We start from the raw sequence: 16,544 nt of genomic DNA, 5'->3' as shown, positions 1-16,544 counted from the left end.
GGGGTTTTCGACCCCGTGTGCAAGGTCCGGACGCCTCGTTTCAGGCGTCGAATCACATATCCACATCTGATCGAACCGCGTGTTGCCGCGGTTCGGGAGCGTGCTAAACCGGACGAAATGGCGTTACAACCCCTCTGATCGGCGACACAGATGAACATCCTCCTGCTCGGTTCCGGCGGCCGCGAACATGCGCTGGCGTGGAAGATCGCCGCATCCCCGCTGGTGACCAAACTGTGGTGCGCGCCGGGCAATGCCGGGATCGCGCGCGAGGCCGAATGCGTCGCGCTCGACGTCGCCGACCATGCCGCGGTGATCGAATTCTGCCGGGGCAATGCGGTCGATCTCGTGGTGGTCGGTCCGGAGACGCCGCTCGCCGCCGGGATCGTCGACGACCTCGCGGCGGTCGGCATCAAGGCGTTCGGGCCCACCAAACAGGCCGCCCAGCTCGAGGGCTCCAAGGGTTTCACCAAGGACCTGTGCAGCGAGTTCGACATTCCGACCGGTGCCTATCGCCGCTTCGACAACGCAAAGGACGCGGTGGCCTATGTCCGCGCCCAGGGCGCGCCGATCGTGGTCAAGGCCGACGGGCTTGCGGCCGGCAAGGGCGTCGTGGTGGCGCAGACGCTGCCCGAGGCCGAGGCCGCGATTGCGATGATGTTCGAGGGCGCGTTCGGCTCGGCCGGCGCCGAAGTCGTGATCGAGGAGTTTTTATCGGGCCGCGAGATCAGCTTCTTCGCGCTGTGCGACGGCGAGACCGCAATTCCCCTGGCCTCGGCGCAGGACCACAAGCGGGTGTTCGATCACGACAAAGGGCCGAACACCGGAGGCATGGGCGCCTATTCGCCGACGCCGTTCGTGACATCAGAGGTGCACGACCAGATCATGGCGCGGATCATCCTGCCGACGGTGGCCGGGATGAAGAGCCGCGGCACGCCGTTCAAGGGCGTGCTCTATGCCGGCGTGATGCTGACCGCGCAGGGTCCAAAACTGTTCGAATACAATGTCCGCTTCGGCGATCCCGAGTGTCAGGTGCTGATGCTGCGGATGATGTCGGATATCCTGCCGGCGCTGCTCGCCTCCATCGACGGGCAATTGAAGAACTTCGATCTGCGCTGGTATCCGGACCCGGCGCTGACGGTGGTGATGGCGGCCAAGGGCTATCCCGGCGACTACATCAAGGGCACGCGGATCGATGGCCTCGACGACGCAGCCAAGGTCGAGGGCGTCGAGATCTTCCATGCCGGCACGGTGGCGAAGGATGGCGCGACCATCGCCAATGGCGGCCGGGTGCTGAACGTCTGCGCGATGGGCAAGACGGTCACCGAGGCGCGCGACCGCGCCTATCAGGCTGTCGATCGCATCAAATGGCCGGACGGATTCTGCCGCCGCGACATCGCCTGGCAGGCGGTGGAGGCGGAGAAGGGTTGATCGATCCGGCCTCAGCGGCGACAATGGCGCGCCCGGGGGCCTTCGAATGACCGATTTCAGACTGCCCGAGACGCACTACGCGCAAAGCGCCGACGCGAGCATCGCCTATCAGGTGATGGGCGATGGTCCTGTCGACATCATCCTTGTCCCCGGTCTGTTTTCGCACATCGAGTTCATGCACGAGATGCCCGGCTACACCGCCGTGCTGCGCCGCCTGTCGCGCTTCGCCCGGGTCGTGACCTTCGACAAACGCGGACAGGGATTGTCGGATCGGATGACCGGCGCGCCCTCCCTCGAGCAGCGCATGGACGACGTCCGGGCCATCATGGATGCTATCGGCTCCGCGAAGGCGGTGTTGTTCGGCTTCTCCGAGGGCTGCCCGATGAGTGTGCTGTTTGCAGCGACCTATCCGGACCGCGTTTCGCATCTCGTTCTGCTCGGCAGCTTTGCCCGCTCGAAGGATCGCCTGCCGGACGACGTGTGGCAGCTGCGCTGCGACGAGATCGTGCAGAACTGGGGTTCTGGCGACACGGTCAAGACTGTCGCGCCGAGCCAGGCAACGAATGCGGAAGTGATCGCGCAGATCGCGAAATTCGAGCGGCTGTCGAGCAGTCCGGGAGCGTTGCGGACGCTGCTCGTTCTCAATCGCGCGATCGACGTCACGACGATCCTGCCGATGCTCCAGACTCCGACGCTTGTCCTGCATCGGACCGGCGATGCCCGCGTTCCCGTGGCGCTCGGCCGTGCCGTCGCGCGCTCGATCCCCGGCGCGAAATACGTCGAATATCCGGGCGGCGATCACTACTATTGGGTCGGCGAGACCGAGGCGATGCTTGGCGATGTCGAGGAATTCGTCACCGGCCATCGCGATGGTGGTGATGCCGAGCTCGACCGTGTGCTTGCGACCGTGCTGTTCACCGATATCGTCGATTCGACCCGCAGCGCCGCGACGATGGGAGATCATCGTTGGCGACGTCTGCTCGACGATCACGATCAACTCGCGCAGCAGATGGTCGGCCGCCATCGCGGCCATCTGGTGAAGAGCACTGGCGACGGCATTCTGGCGACCTTCGACGGTCCCGGCCGCGCCGTACGCTGTGCGCTGGCGTTCGGCTCGGCCGCGCGGCAGATCGGCCTGCCGGTGCGAGCGGGCCTGCACACCGGCGAGATCGAGGTGAGGGGGACGGATATCGGCGGCATAGCGGTCCACGCCGCGGCGCGCGTGATGTCGCAGTGCGGCTCGAACGAGGTGCTGGTGTCACGCGTGGTGACCGATCTGGTCGCGGGCGCCGGGTTGAAATTCGCCGAGCGCGGCGCGTTCGAGTTGAAGGGACTCCCCGGGACATGGGAGCTGTTTGCGGCGAGCGGCTAGGTTCGGCTGCTGATCTCCGCTCGTCATGCGCGGGCTTGACCCGCGCATCCATCACCTTCGAGAGAATTTCTTTGCGCGATGGATTGCCGGGTCAAGCCCGGCAATGACCGAGTTGTGGGCGCTGGTTACAGCAGATCCCCGCCCGATGGATTCTGCCGCCGCGACATCGCCTGACAGGCGGTTGAGGCGGAAACAGCGAAGGGTTAGCGCGGCTCGTCATTGCGAGGAGCGAAGCGACGAAGCAATCCATCTATCCCCGCGTGGAGAAGTGGATTGCTTCGCTTCGCTCGCAATGACGATGGGTCAGAGCAGATCCCCGCCTGCCGCTGACGCCGTGGTGCCGTGCTCGCGGAACGCCTTGATGACGTTCTTGCCGATCTTCCACTTGTGCACCTCGTCGGGGCCGTCGACCAGCCGCTGCGAGCGCACCTGGGTGTACCACTTCGCCAGCGGCGTATCCTGGCTGAAGCCGAGCGCGCCGTGCAGCTGGATCGCGGTATCGATCACCTTGTGCACCATGTGGGCGTGGAAGATCTTGGCGATCGAGTTCTCCTGGCGGATGTCGAGGCCCTTCTCGGCCTTGTAGGCGATGTGCAGCAGCATCAGCCGGCCGATATAGAGTTCGCTGGCACAGTCGGCGAGCATGAACTGCACCGCCTGCCGGTCCGCCAGTAATTGCCCGAAGGTCGAGCGCTTGGTGACATGGGCGGCCGCCATGTCGAGTGCGCGCTGCGCCTTGGCAACGTTGTGCATGCCGTGGCGCAGCCGGCCGTAGGCGAGGCGGTGCTGGCCCATGTTGAAGCCGTTGCCTTCGCCGCCGAGCAGATTGTCGGCCGGCACCTTCAGATCCCTGATCTCGATCTCGGAGTGACCGCCATGGATCACGTCGTCATGCGGACCCTCGATCGCCATGTTGGCGACGTTGCGCTTGATGCGGTAGCCGGGGTTGGGCAGCTCGACGATGAAGGTCGAATATTGCTTGTGGCGCGGCGCGTTGGGATCAGTCTTCGCCATGACCAGCGCAAGGTCGGCGACGCTCGCCGACGAGGAAAACCATTTCTCGCCGTTGAGGATATAGTTCTCGTTGCCGTCCTTCACCGCCGTGGTCTGCATGCCGGTGGCATCGGCGCCGGCGGCCTTTTCCGTCATCGAGAAGCAGATGCGCTTTTCGCCGTTGAGCAGGGGCTTGAGGAATTTTTCCTTCTGGTACTCGGTGCCGTGCGCCAGGATCGTCATCATCGAGGCGTCGTCCGGTCCCTGCGTGTTCATCGAGAGCGCGCCGAGCATGCTTTCGCCGAGCTCCATCTGCACCAGCGCGTTGGCGAGCGGGCCAAGGCCCATACCGCCATACTCCTTCGGCACGAACGGGCACCACAGGCCCTGCGCGCGGGCCTTCTTCCGCAGCGGTCCCAGCACCTCGGCAAGCGGCTTGGTGTCGAGTTCCTTTTCCGCCGGAATGCATTCGTCGTGGACGAATTTGCGAACCTTCTCGCGGATCGCCTTGGCCTCGGCGGGGATTTCGAAGTCGATCGACATGGCACTTCCTCGTTTCATGTTGTTGTTGGCAGGACTTGAGGATGGCATAAACCTCGCCAAAGCCAGCGGCAACGCCGAACAAAGTTTGAAGCAGCGCCCGCGACAGGGAAGGAGCTACCGATGCCTGATCTCGCTGATCTTTTTCCCGGCTATGAATCAAAATGGATCAACACCTCGCAGGGCCGCATCTTCGCCCGCGTCGGCGGCAAGGGCCCGCCATTGCTGTTGCTGCACGGCTTCTCCTCGACGCACGTGATGTGGCACTCGGTTGCGCCGAAACTCGACGACAGGTTCACGCTGATCGTCGCCGACCTGCCGGGCTACGGCTGGTCCGATATGCCCGACAGCGACAAGGACCATACGCCCTACACCAAGCGGGCCTGGGCGAAGACCATGGTCGAGCTGATGGAGCAGCTCGGGCACGTGCATTTCGCGCTCGCCGGCCACGATCGCGGCGGCCGGGTGTCGTACCGGCTCGCGCTCGATCATCCCGGCCGGCTGTCGAAGCTCGCGGTGCTCGATATCGCGCCGACCTATGATTACTGGCAGAAGCTCAATCGCCTGTCGGCGCTGAAGATCTACCACTGGGCGTTCCTGGCGCAGCCCTATCCGCTGCCGGAGACGCTGATCTCCAACAATGGCGAATTCTTCCTCAAGGAGAAGATGGCGAGCCAGACCAGGAGCAAGACGCTGGAGGCGATCGATCCGCGCGCGCTCGAGCACTACCTCGCGCCATTCCGCGATCCCGCGCGCATCCATGCGATGTGCGAGGACTATCGCGCCGGCGCCTATGCCGACTACGAGATAGACAAGGCCGATGTCGACGCCGGCAAGAAGATCACGGTCCCGATGCTGGCGCTGTGGGGCGATGCCGGGGTTGCGAGCGCCGCAACGACACCGCTCGACACCTGGAAGACCTGGGCCACCAATGTCAGCGGCGCGCTGGTGGCGTCGGGGCACTTCCTGCCCGAGGAGAATCCGGAGGCGACGGCGAAGCTGCTGCGGGAGTTTTTCCTGGCGGGGTGACCCCGCTCAATCACCGTCACCCTGAGGAGCGCGCATCGCGCGCGTCTCGAAGGGCGACGGCCCGACTGTGGCCGTGCATCCTTCGAGACGCGCTACGCGCTCCTCAGGATGACGGGTTCAAGATCTTGGTAGCCCGGATGGAGCGGAGCGAAATCCGGGACGGTCTCCGCGGAGGCAGCTCCCCGGATTGCGCTGCGCTTTATCCGCGCTACGAATTCGTCACCGCCGCTCCCTGAAGAACTCGCGCAGCAGGCGCGCGGACTCGGTCTCGCCGACCGCGCCATAGACCTCCGGCACATGGTGGCAGGTCGGCTGCGCGAAGAACCGGACGCCTGACTCGACCGCGCCGCCCTTGGGGTCGGCGGCGCCGTAATAGAGCCGGCGGATGCGGGCAAAGGAGATCGCGCCGGCACACATGGTGCAGGGCTCCAGCGTCACGTAGAGGTCGCAATCGACCAGCCGCTCGGTGCCGATGGCCTCGGCGGCCTGCCGGATCGCAAGGATTTCCGCATGGGCCGTCGGATCGTGGTCGGTCAGGGTGCGGTTGCCGGCGGTGGCGATCACCTCGTAGCCCCGCACGATCACGCATCCGATCGGAACCTCGCCAGCTTTTCCGGCACTTTCGGCGGTTTTTAGCGCCAAATCCATGAAAGAAGGGGCAGACATGCCTCGTATCATCGGAAGAAACCTGCTAGTAGCGTCGCCTTCAGCAGAAGTGGATGCCGGTTTTGCGCCAGTCGCGCCCAGATGGCGCGCGTATCGCCGGTTGCCCTGCGCCCCAATTTAACCTCCAGGCGAGAACATTCATGCCCCGCGACAGCGACAAAAACAACGATTCCCGCGGCCGGCGGGACCGGGGGGCGCCCGGGAAGGGGCGGCCCAGTGGCTCCCGCGGATCGGACAAGCCGTTCGGCAAGCGCAGCTTCGGCGGCAAAGGTGGTGATCGCGACAAGCGCTCGTTCGGCGACAAGGGCGAGGGCCGCTCGTTCCGCCGCCGTGAGGACGGCGACGCGCCGCGCCGCGATTACGGCGACCGGCCCCGCTTCAAGCGCGACGACCGCGGCGGCGAGGGGGGCGGAAAGCGCCCGTTCAAACCGCGCGGCGAGCGCCGCGACTTTGATGCGGGCGATCGTCCGCAGCGCGGTGGCGCGCGCTCGGAAGGCCGGTCATCCGACCGCAAGTTCGGCGAGAAGCGGAGCTTTGCGCCGCGCGGCGAGCGCGCCGAGCGCAAATTCGACGACCGGAAGTTTTCGCGCGGCGATCGCGACAAGGGTTCATTCCGCGACAAGGGCGAGGGCCGCCCGTTCCGCCGCCGCGAGGACGGCGACGCACCGCGCCGCGATTTCGGCGATCGGCCGCGCTTCAAGCGCGACCGCGACTTCGAAGGCCGCGACCGCGGCGACGAGAAGCCCTGGCAGAAGCGAGATCGCAAGCCGCGCGACGGCTACAAGCCGCGCGACGACCGCGGCGGCGACGAGCGTCCGCGCTTTTCGCGGTCGCGCGACGATCGCGGTGGCGGCGAACGTCCGCGGTTCTCGAGGTCCCGCGACGACCGTGAGCAAGGTGATCGTCCGAAGTTCGGCCGGCCGCGCTGGGATCGTCATGATGAAGATGGTGGCCGCGACAATCGTCGGCGTGAGCGCCCCGAAGGCCGTACCGACTGGCAGGAGCATCCGCGCAGCGAGGGCCGCTTCTCCGACCGGCCGCGCCGCGACAATGAGGACGACAGCAAGGTCTTTGCGAAGCGCCCGGCCTTCGGCGGCCGCGGCGCCTATCGCGAGCGCTCCTACGACGATCGCCGCGAGCGTCCCGAGCCGAAGCCGAAGAAGACAGGCGAACGGATCGCCAAGGTGCTGGCGCGCGCCGGTCTCGCCTCGCGCCGCGATGCCGAGGAGATCGTCACGCAAGGGCGCGTCACCGTCAACGGACGCGTCATCAACTCGCCGGCGCTCGATATCACCGAGAACGATGTCGTGGCGGTCGACGGCAAGCCGTTGCCGCCGCGCGAGCGGACCCGGCTGTTCATGTATCACAAGCCGCGCGGGCTGATGACGACGCATGCCGATCCCGAGGGGCGGCCGACCGTGTTCGACAATCTGCCCGAGGGCTTGCCGCGGCTGATCTCGATCGGCCGGCTGGATTTCAACACCGAAGGCCTGTTGCTGCTGACCAATGACGGCGGCCTGGCGCGGACGCTGGAGCATCCCGACACCGGATGGCTGCGCCGCTACCGCGTGCGTGCGCATGGCGAGGTGACGCAGGGCCAGCTCGACCAGCTCAAGGGTGGCGTCGAGGTCGACGGCGTCAAATACGGGCCGATCGACGCGACGTTGGAACGCGACCAGAGCGCCAATGTGTGGGTGGTGTTTGCGATCCGCGAGGGCAAGAACCGCGAGGTCCGCAACGTGATGGCGCATCTCGGGCTCGAGGTGAACCGCCTGATCCGGATCTCCTACGGCCCGTTCCAGCTCGGCGAGCTCGAGGAGGGCAAGGTCGAGGAGGTCAAGACGCGGGTGCTGCGCGAGCAGCTCGGCGAGAAGATCGCCAAGATCGCGGGCGCGGACTTCACGCGGCCGGAGCAGCGTGACGCAGCCGACGGCGACGATGCGCCCGCCAGGAAGCCGAAGCCCAGCAAGCGCGAAACCATCAACGATCGCAAGGGCCGCCGCGTGCTGGTGCAGCGCACCGGCAGCGAGGAAGCGCGTGCCCGCAATGAAGACGAAGCGAGCGGCTACGGCCCGCCGCGCCGTCCCAAGCGCGGCTACCACGGCAAGCGCGATCTCAAGCCGCGCGACGAGTAACGGTCGATGCGCGTCGTCGGGGGCAGGCTGAAGGGCCGCAATCTCGCTTCACCTGCGGGCCGCGAGATTCGTCCGACCGCGGACCGCCTGCGCGAGTCCGTGTTCAACATTCTGATCCACGCCTACGACAATCCGATCGAGGACGCGCGCGTGCTCGATCTGTTTGCCGGCACCGGCGCGCTCGGCATCGAGGCGGCCTCGCGCGGCGCCAGGTTCACGCTGTTCGTCGACAATGGCGCCGAGGCGCGGGCGCTGCTGCGCAACAATGTCGAATCGTTGGGTCTCGGCGGCACGACCAAGGTCTATCGCCGCGATGCCACCGATCTCGGACCGGCGCATCCGGTCGAGCCGTTCTCGCTGGTGTTTCTCGATCCGCCCTATGGCAAGGGGCTAGCCGACAAGGCGCTCGCCTCGCTGCGCGACGGCGGCTGGCTGACGCCGGGCGCGCTGCTCGTGGTGGAGGAGGCGAAGGCCGCGGCGTTCGCGGCACCCGAGGGCTTCGAGGAGCTCGAGCGGCGGGCGTATGACGACACCGAGTTCGTGTTTTTGCGAGCTGTCACCGCAATCTAGAATTCGTAGGATGGGTAGAGCGCAGCGAAACCCATCAACTTCTGGGCCGCGGAAGAGATGATGGGTTTCGCTGCGCTCTACCCATCCTACGCGATACTGATTCATCACCGCTAGGGGAGCGCGAACCATGGCCGACACTCTTGCCGGGCTGGCCGGTCAGCTGGAGACGCAGGTCAAGGCGTTGCGCGGCGCTGGCGATGATGCGGCGCTGCTTGCGGCAGCGCGCGATGCCGCCGATCAGATCGAGCGCAGTTGCGGCGCGCGGGATGGGGACGCGCGTGACGCGCTCATGATGGTCCAGCGCTGGACGTTCAATGCGGCGGCCGATTGCTGGCCGGGCTGGAGCGTGTCCGACAAGCCGATCAATCAGGACAATCTGCTGGCCGCACGCGAGCTTGCAGAACGCTCGCTCCGGCTGGTGCGGACTCTGGAGATCGGACCGCTGCGCGAGGCGACGGGCGTCTGGATGGTGGGGGCGTTTAACCTGGCGCTTGGCCGCTATGAGGAGGCGATCAGCATGTTTCGCGAAGCACGCGAGCATTATGTTGTCGCGAGCGCGCCCGGCCTCGTGCTGCTGACGGAGGGCTATGTCGCGATTGCGAGGCAGGTCGGCAAGGATCAAGCATCACCTGGGGGCGAAGATCTCGATCAGATCTGCACGCGGATCGCGGCAGGCGGGTTCGAGGACGGTCACGAATGGATCGCGCAACGTCGCACGGTGCTGGACGTGTTTGCCCGGCGGAACAATTCGTAGAATGGGTAGAGCCAGCGAAACCCATCGACTTCCGGGCCGCGGGAGAGATGATGGGTTTCGCTGAGTTTATCATAGGGCCGCGCTTTGCGCCGACCCGTTGGTTTGCCCGGAACGACGGGGATGGAGACTACCGCCGCCCGAACAGCTTCTCGATATCGCTCAGCTTCAATTCGACATAGGTCGGGCGGCCGTGGTTGCACTGGCCGGAATTCGGCGTGTCCTCCATCTCGCGGAGTAGCGCGTTCATCTCTTCCGGCTTGAGGCGGCGGCCGGCGCGGACCGAGCCGTGGCAGGCCATGGTGGCGGCGACGTGCATCAGCCGGCGTTCCAGTGGCAGCGCCTCGTCCCACTCCGCCATGTGCTCGGCGAGGTCGCGCAACAGGCCCGCCGCATTGGCCTTGCCGAGCAGCGAGGGCGTCTCGCGCACCGCGACCGCGCCGGGGCCGAAGGATTCGATCGAGAGCCCGAATGACGCCAGCTCCTCGGCGCGATCGAGCAGCTTCTCGACAGTCGACTCATCGAGCTCGACGATCTCGGGGATCAAGAGGATCTGCCGCTGCACGCCGTTCTTCGCCAGCGAGGCCTTGAGCTTCTCATAGACGATGCGCTCATGCGCCGCGTGCTGGTCGACCACGATGAGGCCGTCGCGGGTCTGCGAGACGATGTAGGTCTCGTGGATCTGGGTGCGCGCGGCGCCGAGCGGCCGGTCGAGCAGGTCGGGCGCGGGCGCGGCCTCGAAGCGCACATCGGCGGTCGGCATGCCGACGTCGAAGGCGGCCTGTCCGGGCTCGGCGAAGGCGGGCGCCGCCGCACCGTCGAACGCGCGCATCGGACCAGCCGGATAGGACGGCGAGCCGCGCCAGTCCCAATTGCCCGGACGCGGCGGCGTGGTGAAGGCGGGGCGGAAGGCCGAGAGCGCGGCGCCGTCGGCGGTATTGGCCGCGGTGCGCCTGCCTTCGCGTGCGAGGCCTTCCTTCAACGCGTGCACGATCAGCGCGCGCACCAGACCGGCATTGCGGAAGCGCACCTCGGTCTTGGCCGGATGCACATTGGCATCGACGCCCTCGGGGTCGCACGTCACGAACAGCGCCACGACGGGATGGCGGTCGCGCGGCAGATAGTCGGAATAGGCCGCGCGCACCGCGCCAAGGATCAGCTTGTCGCGCACCGGGCGGCCGTTGACGAACAGATATTGCCCGAGCGCATTGGCGCGGGTCAGCGACGGCGCGGCGGCAAAGCCCTCGACCACGACCCCCTCGCGCTCGGCGCGTACCTCGATCGCACTGGCGCGAAAATCCGCGCCCAGGATATCGCCGAGCCGGGTCAGCCGGCCCGCGGCGCCGGGCAGCGCTGCGGCCCAAGTGACCGGCGCCCGCTCTTCGCCGGCTAGCGTGAAGGCGATGTCGGGCCGGGCCATGCCGAGGCGGCGCACGACTTCGCGGATCGCTTCCGCCTCGGTGCGGTCGGTCTTGAGGAATTTCAGCCGCGCCGGCGTCGCATAGAAGAGTTCGTTGACCTCGACGCGGGTGCCCTGGCCGAGCGCGGCCGGCATGACCTCGGACTTCTCGCCGCCTTCGACCGACAGCGACCAGGCATGCGGTTCGCTGGCATGACGCGTGGTGATGCCGAGCTTTGCGACCGCGCCGATCGAGGGGAGCGCCTCGCCGCGGAACCCGAGCGTGCGGATTCGCAACAGGTCTTCGTCGTCGAGCTTGGAGGTGGCGTGGCGGTCGACCGCAAGCGCAAGGTCTGACCGAGTCATGCCGCCGCCGTCGTCGGTGATGCCGATCCGGCGCCGCCCGCCGCCGTCGGTGAAAACGTCGATCCGGCTGGCGCCGGCGTCGATCGCGTTCTCGACCAGTTCCTTGACGACGCTCGCGGGGCGTTCGACCACTTCGCCGGCGGCGATGCGGTTGACGAGCTGTTCGGGAAGCTGGCGGACGGGCATGGATTGGACGTTCGGAGCGCGATTCGAGGCTGGCCATTACTATAAGTCGCCGCGCCGGCAAATGCATGGGACCGATCTGGCGGCCGGACACGGGGTGGGGATGAGTCCGGCCTATCGCCTTGAAGACGCTTGGCTTCGGCGGCCGGCGCGTTACGTCCTACGTCCCGATTGTGGGGCAGCGTGCACAGGTATATCGTTTAGAAAAATTATAAGTTCTCGCCGGAGGAACGCCATGTGCCATCTTTTCGCGCATCAGCCGCAACGCGACTATGAATCGCAGACCCGATCGTTGCGGATCGACGGCCATTGCACCTCGATCCGGCTGGAAATGTCGTTCTGGGATACGCTGGAGGAGATCGCGGCCAAGGAAGGCATGACGCTGGCCAAGTTCCTCACCACCCTGCACAACGAGGTGCTCGATCATCACGGCGAGGTGAACAATTTCGCGTCGCTGCTGCGCTGCTCCTGCCTGATCTACCGCGCCAAGGCGAATGCGCCGGCGGTGGTCCCGGACTATCGCGGGGCGGCGGCGATCATGGACGCCGCGGAATAGGTTTCGCGCAAGTCCATCACGCAAAGAAGAAAGCGGCCTTGTCCAGTTGGGCAAGGCCGCTTCAGTGAGAGGGGAATTGTATTTTCTTGCTGGATCTCCTCGCTAGATCTCCTTGCGCTGCATCGCGCCGGCGATGTGGTCGGCCTGGCGGATCGCCAGCGACACGATCGTCAGCGTCGGGTTGCAGGCCGCGCCTGACGTGAACTGGCTGCCGTCGGAGACGAACAGGTTCTTGATGTCGTGGGTCTGGCCGAACTTGTTGACCACGCCGTCGCGCGGCTTCTCGCTCATCCGGTTGGTGCCCATGTTGTGGGTCGAGGGATAGGGCGGCGTCGGATAAGTGACGGTGGCACCGACCGCCTCATAGACCGCGGAGCCCTGCTTGTAGGCATGGTCGCGCATCGCGACGTCGTTCGGATGATCGTCGAAATGCACGCTGGCGACCGGCATGCCGAACTTGTCCTTGATCTTCGGATCCAGCGTGATGCGGTTGGTCTCCTGCGGCATGTCCTCGCCGACCAGCCACATGCCGGCCATCCGCGGATAGCCCTCGATCGCGCTGGTGAAGCTGCGTCCCCAGGCGCCGGGATTGAGGAACGCGGCCATGAAGGGCAGGCCGAGCGACAGCGTCTCCATCTCGTAGCCGCCGACGAAGCCGCGCTTCGGATCGTTCTTGGCCTCGTCGCGGATGATGCCGGCCATCGTGGTGCCGCGATACATGTGCACCGATTTCTCGAAGCTCGCATACACGCTGCCGGTCATGTGCCGCATGTAGTTGCGGCCGACCTGGCCGGATGAGTTGGCGAGCCCGTCCGGGAACATGCTGGACGCGCTGTTGAGCAAGAGCCGCGGGCTCTCGATCGAGTTGCCGGCGACCGCGACGACGCGGGCCTTCTGGCGCTGCATCGCGCCGGTCGCATCGGCATAGACCACGCCGGTGACCTTGCCGGACTGGTCGTGCTCGATCTTGATCACCATGCTGCCGGGGCGCACTTCGAGATTGCCGGTGGCTTCGCCCTTCGGGATCTCGGTGTAGAGCGTCGACCATTTGGCGCCCGACTTGCAGCCCTGGAAGCAGAAGCCGATCTGCTGGCAGGAGCCGCGGCCGTCGCGCGGCTCGCTGTTGATCGCCATCCGCCCGGTGTGCACCTCCTTGTAGCCGAGCTTCTTGGCGCCGGCTTCCATCACCTTGAAGTTATTGTTGCCGGGCAGCCCTGGGATGCCGTTGGTGCGGGTGACGCCCATCTTGTCCTCGGCCTTGGCGTACCACGGCTCCATCTCGGCGAGCGTGATCGGCCAGTCGATCAGGTTGGCGCCGGGAATGGCGCCATAGGCCGACTTGATCTTGAACTCGTGCTCGTCGAAACGCAGCGAGGCGCCGGCCCAATGCGTGGTCGAGCCGCCGACCGCCTTCACGATCCAGGCCGGCAGGCCCGGAAAATCCTGGTGGACGCGCCAGCTGCCCGAGGTCGAGCGCGCGTCGGACCAGGCGAGCTGGGTAAAACTGTCCCATTCATCGTTGATGAAGTCCTGGTTCTCGATGCGCGGGCCGGCCTCCAGGATCACGACCTTGACGCCCTTCTGCGCCAGTTCATTGCCGAGCGTTCCGCCGCCGGCACCGGAGCCGACGATCACCACAACGCCGCTGTCATTCAGATCGAATTTTGCCATTGTTTCCTCCCGACCCGTTCAGACCTTCGGCAGCCAGTCGATATCGGCGAAGCCGCGCTTGATGTAGCCGCCATGCTCGGCCGAGGAGCCCTCGTAGCCGAACCGCGGCCACACCTCCTTGTTGTTGTAGATGGAGACGATGAGGTCGCCGCGGATCTTCTGGAAGAACGCGCTTTGCTCGATCTGTTGCAGCAGCGCGACGCGATCGTTTTCCCAGGCGACCTGGACATATGGCATCTTGTGGCGGTCGTTGGCCGCCTGATCGAGCCTCGTGACGCCGTCATTGATCAGCGACTTGACCGCCGGATCCTTCGCGGCCTTCTCATCCCACGGCTTGACCGCCGCTATGTAGTAGCTGTCGCCGAGGAAATCGTGCGGATAGATATCGCGCGCCATCTTCAGCAGCGTCTTCAGCGTGGCCGGCGTCAGCGTCGTGGCGCCTTCGGCCCACGCATCGGTGATGCCGAGCCCCGTCGAGGTCGCAATCGCGACTGCGGGTGCGGTCACGGCCGCGCCTTTGAGAAAGACACGCCGGTCATATTTGCTGCGTCGATCGATTTCTCTCATGGGTTCCTCCGTCAATTTTTATTTGTGCAATTGCCTTGTTATCTGAGCATGCTCTAGCCGAAGCGCCCGCCGCGCTGGATCACCTCGATCTTGTAGCCGTCGGGATCGGAGACGAAGAAGAAGCGCGCCAGCGTCTTGCCGTCGTGCTTGAAGTCGCGCAGCGGCCCCGGCGACAGTTTCTCCTTCTCGAAGCGCGCGTGCTCGGCATCGACGTCATCGACGATGACGGCGAGATGGCCGTAACCGTCGCCGAGCGTGTAGGGCTCCTTGCGATCGAAATTGACCGTGAGTTCGACCTCGAACGGCGAGGAGGGATGGCGCAGATAGATCAGCGCGAAATCGGGAAATCTCAGATTGTCCGCGATCTCCAGGCCGAACGCGCGCTGGTAGAAGTCGAGCGCTTTGGCTTCGTCGAGCACGCGGATCATCGAATGCACGGGTTTCGCCATTCAGTTCAGCTCCTTCAGATAGGCGATGATCATGGCGCGGGTTTCCGGCTTGGCTTGCCGGTAGGCCATCACGGCGCCGGGGATCAACTCCTGCGGGTTGGTCAGCCAGGCATCGAGCCTGGCGTCGTCCCAGACGAAATCGGCCTTGCCGAAGCCCGCGGAATATTTGAAGCCGTCGGCCTTGCCGGCATGGCGGCCGACGATCCTGTAGAGCGACGGGCCTTGCCGGACGGCATCCGACATGTTGGTGGTGTGACAGGTCGCGCATTGCTGCTTGAACAGCGTCGCCCCGTCGGGCGGCTTGGCGGCCGGCAGGGGCATCTGCGCAGCCGTCATTTGCACTGCAAGCATTGCGCTGCAAAATCCCAGCCCCAACGACCACCTTGCGCGCAGCTTTGTCATCTACATCACCGCCTCTGTGCGGAGACTGTAGGAGGCTGAAATCCGCCGTTGGTAGTAGCGGGCTGTTTCACAGCAGAACAAAGCTGGGCGGTGATCTGGCGCGGAACCGGTGGTTGCCGCATATGCGGACGACAATTTCGCAAAATGACCGCGAAATCCCTGCACGATCACCACACGACGCAGCTTGCATCTCGCGTGCGCCGTTTGCGGAAAATGCAGTCTCGCGCGATGGGGTTCAGGGTCGGCGCTGCAAACGGCGCACCATCTGCGCCGCTCCTCCATCGTCAATTAAAATCCCAGGAGAAATGGATGACGTTTGCAAAAACCAGCGTGCTCGCCCTTGCCATCTCGGCCGCGATGGCCGGCCCCGTCCTGGCACAGGGAACGACTGCACCGGATACCCGCGGCGGTGCACCGGGCAGAGGTACCATGCAGCAGGGCGGCGGCATGTCCGGCAGCGGCGATGAGGAAATGACGGCGCAACCTGGCGCGCCGACGCAGAAGAGCGGTGCCGCCGCCAAGTCGGGCAGCAAGGGAACGGTCGGCAGCGGACGCACGGCACCGAAGTCGGGTGGTTCCGAGATGGCGCCCGCAACCAAGAAGTACTGAAGCACGAGGGCCTTCGCGGTTCTGATCAATCGGAACCAAGGCTCAGGCTTCTTGTTCTGACGCGTTCCTTCGCGCGAACCGACATCCGCTTCGCGCGAAAACGCTTCTGGTTACGCTGACCGGATCCCGGATGCAGTGCCGCGCGCGCTGCGTCCGGCGTTCCCTAACGTCGACGTTCCCTAATCGTCGAAACGGCGTGTGCCGCGCCCCGCCTTGATGTCGCTGCGGCGCTTCTTGCCCTCGAGCCGGCGCTGCTTGGAGCCGAGCGTCGGCTTGGTCGGCCGCCGCGGTGTCGGCCGCACCATCGCCTCCCTCAACATCTCGAGCAGCCGCTCGATCGCATCAGCGCGATTGCGTTCCTGGGTGCGAAAGCGGAACGCGTGGATCACGATCACGCCTTCCTTGGTCATGCGGCTGCCGGCGAGCCGCGCCAGCCGCTGCGCGGCGTCCGCCGGCAACGCAATCTTGTTGGTATCGAAGCGAAGCTGCGCCGCGGTCGAGACCTTGTTGACATTCTGTCCGCCCGGGCCGGAGGCGCGGACAAAGACGATCTCAACGTCGTTCTCGTCGATCGTAAGGTCGCGGGACACCCGCAGCATGACATCACCCGTGGGGGAAGAATCGGCAGGCCGCAGGATAGCGGGTTTGTGCTGTGCGTGCTTCAGCTGCGTAGATGCAGCGTTAGGTACGTCTGAGAGCGCCGCGTGCGGCTTACCCCTCTCCCCACCCTCCCCCCGCAAGGGGGGAGGGTGCCGGAACAGCGTGCCCACCTCACAGCGAGTCATCGCAAACACTACAGTCCGTTCTCGGGCCGTCAGGGACGTATAGGCGGTAGGGCTCCCTCCCTCCTTGCGGGTA

At 65.7% G+C, this 16,544-nt stretch carries 16 protein-coding genes; 8 read left to right on the top strand and 8 right to left on the bottom strand.

Annotation, left to right across the window (positions count from 1 at the left end):
- Nucleotides 1-150 precede the first annotated feature (150 nt).
- Nucleotides 151-1,428: a phosphoribosylamine--glycine ligase gene (gene purD, locus I6F38_RS37155; protein ID WP_225163887.1), complete on the top strand. Its 1,278-nt coding sequence runs from the start codon at nucleotides 151-153 to the stop codon at nucleotides 1,426-1,428.
- A 46-nt stretch (nucleotides 1,429-1,474) separates the two neighbouring features.
- The gene (locus tag I6F38_RS37150) at nucleotides 1,475-2,800 is read left to right on the top strand and encodes an adenylate/guanylate cyclase domain-containing protein (protein WP_225163886.1); all 1,326 of its coding nucleotides are present in this window, start codon (nucleotides 1,475-1,477) and stop codon (nucleotides 2,798-2,800) included.
- A 303-nt stretch (nucleotides 2,801-3,103) separates the two neighbouring features.
- Here I6F38_RS37150 and I6F38_RS37145 read toward each other — a convergent pair whose 3' ends face one another.
- Complete coding sequence (locus I6F38_RS37145; RefSeq protein ID WP_225163885.1) at nucleotides 3,104-4,336, bottom strand: acyl-CoA dehydrogenase family protein; 1,233 nt, start codon at nucleotides 4,334-4,336, stop codon at nucleotides 3,104-3,106.
- 120 nt (nucleotides 4,337-4,456) lie between these two features.
- On the opposite strand from I6F38_RS37145, the gene I6F38_RS37140 reads away from it, so the two are divergent.
- The gene (locus I6F38_RS37140; protein WP_225163884.1) at nucleotides 4,457-5,362 is read left to right on the top strand and encodes an alpha/beta hydrolase; all 906 of its coding nucleotides are present in this window, start codon (nucleotides 4,457-4,459) and stop codon (nucleotides 5,360-5,362) included.
- Nucleotides 5,363-5,581: 219 nt separating this feature from the next.
- On the opposite strand, the gene I6F38_RS37135 is transcribed toward I6F38_RS37140, so the two are convergent.
- Nucleotides 5,582-6,028, bottom strand: coding sequence for a nucleoside deaminase (locus I6F38_RS37135; RefSeq protein WP_225163883.1), 447 nt, complete (start codon nucleotides 6,026-6,028; stop codon nucleotides 5,582-5,584).
- A gap of 140 nt (nucleotides 6,029-6,168) precedes the next feature.
- Between I6F38_RS37135 and I6F38_RS37130 the strand changes: the two genes are divergently transcribed.
- From I6F38_RS37130 to I6F38_RS37120, 3 genes are all read left to right on the top strand, one after another.
- Entirely contained in the window at nucleotides 6,169-8,163 is a 1,995-nt protein-coding gene (locus tag I6F38_RS37130; protein WP_225163882.1) for a pseudouridine synthase, read from the top strand.
- A gap of 6 nt (nucleotides 8,164-8,169) precedes the next feature.
- Nucleotides 8,170-8,733, top strand: a complete 564-nt coding sequence (gene rsmD / locus I6F38_RS37125) for a 16S rRNA (guanine(966)-N(2))-methyltransferase RsmD (RefSeq protein WP_225163881.1) — start codon at nucleotides 8,170-8,172, stop codon at nucleotides 8,731-8,733.
- A gap of 127 nt (nucleotides 8,734-8,860) precedes the next feature.
- Nucleotides 8,861-9,487, top strand: coding sequence for a hypothetical protein (locus I6F38_RS37120; protein WP_225163880.1), 627 nt, complete (start codon nucleotides 8,861-8,863; stop codon nucleotides 9,485-9,487).
- Nucleotides 9,488-9,614: 127 nt separating this feature from the next.
- Here I6F38_RS37120 and mutL read toward each other — a convergent pair whose 3' ends face one another.
- Complete coding sequence (mutL, locus tag I6F38_RS37115) at nucleotides 9,615-11,435, bottom strand: DNA mismatch repair endonuclease MutL (RefSeq protein ID WP_225163879.1); 1,821 nt, start codon at nucleotides 11,433-11,435, stop codon at nucleotides 9,615-9,617.
- 232 nt (nucleotides 11,436-11,667) lie between these two features.
- Here mutL and I6F38_RS37110 point away from each other — a divergent pair, with 232 nt between their 5' ends.
- Nucleotides 11,668-11,988, top strand: a complete 321-nt coding sequence (locus I6F38_RS37110; RefSeq protein WP_016848007.1) for a ribbon-helix-helix domain-containing protein — start codon at nucleotides 11,668-11,670, stop codon at nucleotides 11,986-11,988.
- Between the two features lie 102 nt (nucleotides 11,989-12,090).
- Here I6F38_RS37110 and I6F38_RS37105 read toward each other — a convergent pair whose 3' ends face one another.
- Genes I6F38_RS37105 through I6F38_RS37090 form a run of 4 tightly spaced genes read right to left on the bottom strand, consistent with a single transcriptional unit; the run spans nucleotide 12,091 to nucleotide 14,996 of the window.
- On the bottom strand, nucleotides 12,091-13,659 hold the full coding sequence (locus tag I6F38_RS37105) for a GMC family oxidoreductase (RefSeq protein ID WP_092089079.1): 1,569 nt from the start codon (nucleotides 13,657-13,659) through the stop codon (nucleotides 12,091-12,093).
- An 18-nt stretch (nucleotides 13,660-13,677) separates the two neighbouring features.
- Nucleotides 13,678-14,226, bottom strand: a complete 549-nt coding sequence (locus I6F38_RS37100; RefSeq protein ID WP_225163878.1) for a gluconate 2-dehydrogenase subunit 3 family protein — start codon at nucleotides 14,224-14,226, stop codon at nucleotides 13,678-13,680.
- 53 nt (nucleotides 14,227-14,279) lie between these two features.
- Complete coding sequence (locus tag I6F38_RS37095; protein WP_016844454.1) at nucleotides 14,280-14,675, bottom strand: VOC family protein; 396 nt, start codon at nucleotides 14,673-14,675, stop codon at nucleotides 14,280-14,282.
- Entirely contained in the window at nucleotides 14,676-14,996 is a 321-nt protein-coding gene (locus I6F38_RS37090) for a c-type cytochrome (protein WP_225163906.1), read from the bottom strand.
- 390 nt (nucleotides 14,997-15,386) lie between these two features.
- On the opposite strand from I6F38_RS37090, the gene I6F38_RS37085 reads away from it, so the two are divergent.
- Entirely contained in the window at nucleotides 15,387-15,686 is a 300-nt protein-coding gene (locus I6F38_RS37085) for a hypothetical protein (protein ID WP_225163877.1), read from the top strand.
- Between the two features lie 179 nt (nucleotides 15,687-15,865).
- On the opposite strand, the gene arfB is transcribed toward I6F38_RS37085, so the two are convergent.
- Complete coding sequence (arfB, locus tag I6F38_RS37080) at nucleotides 15,866-16,285, bottom strand: alternative ribosome rescue aminoacyl-tRNA hydrolase ArfB (protein WP_225163876.1); 420 nt, start codon at nucleotides 16,283-16,285, stop codon at nucleotides 15,866-15,868.
- Between the last annotated feature and the right edge of the window lie 259 nt (nucleotides 16,286-16,544).

The sequence above is a fragment of the Bradyrhizobium sp. BRP56 genome, assembly GCF_020194035.1.
GTDB classification, from domain to species: Bacteria; Pseudomonadota; Alphaproteobacteria; order Rhizobiales; family Xanthobacteraceae; genus Bradyrhizobium; species Bradyrhizobium australafricanum.
This window is presented reverse-complemented; position numbering and strand designations above follow the sequence as displayed.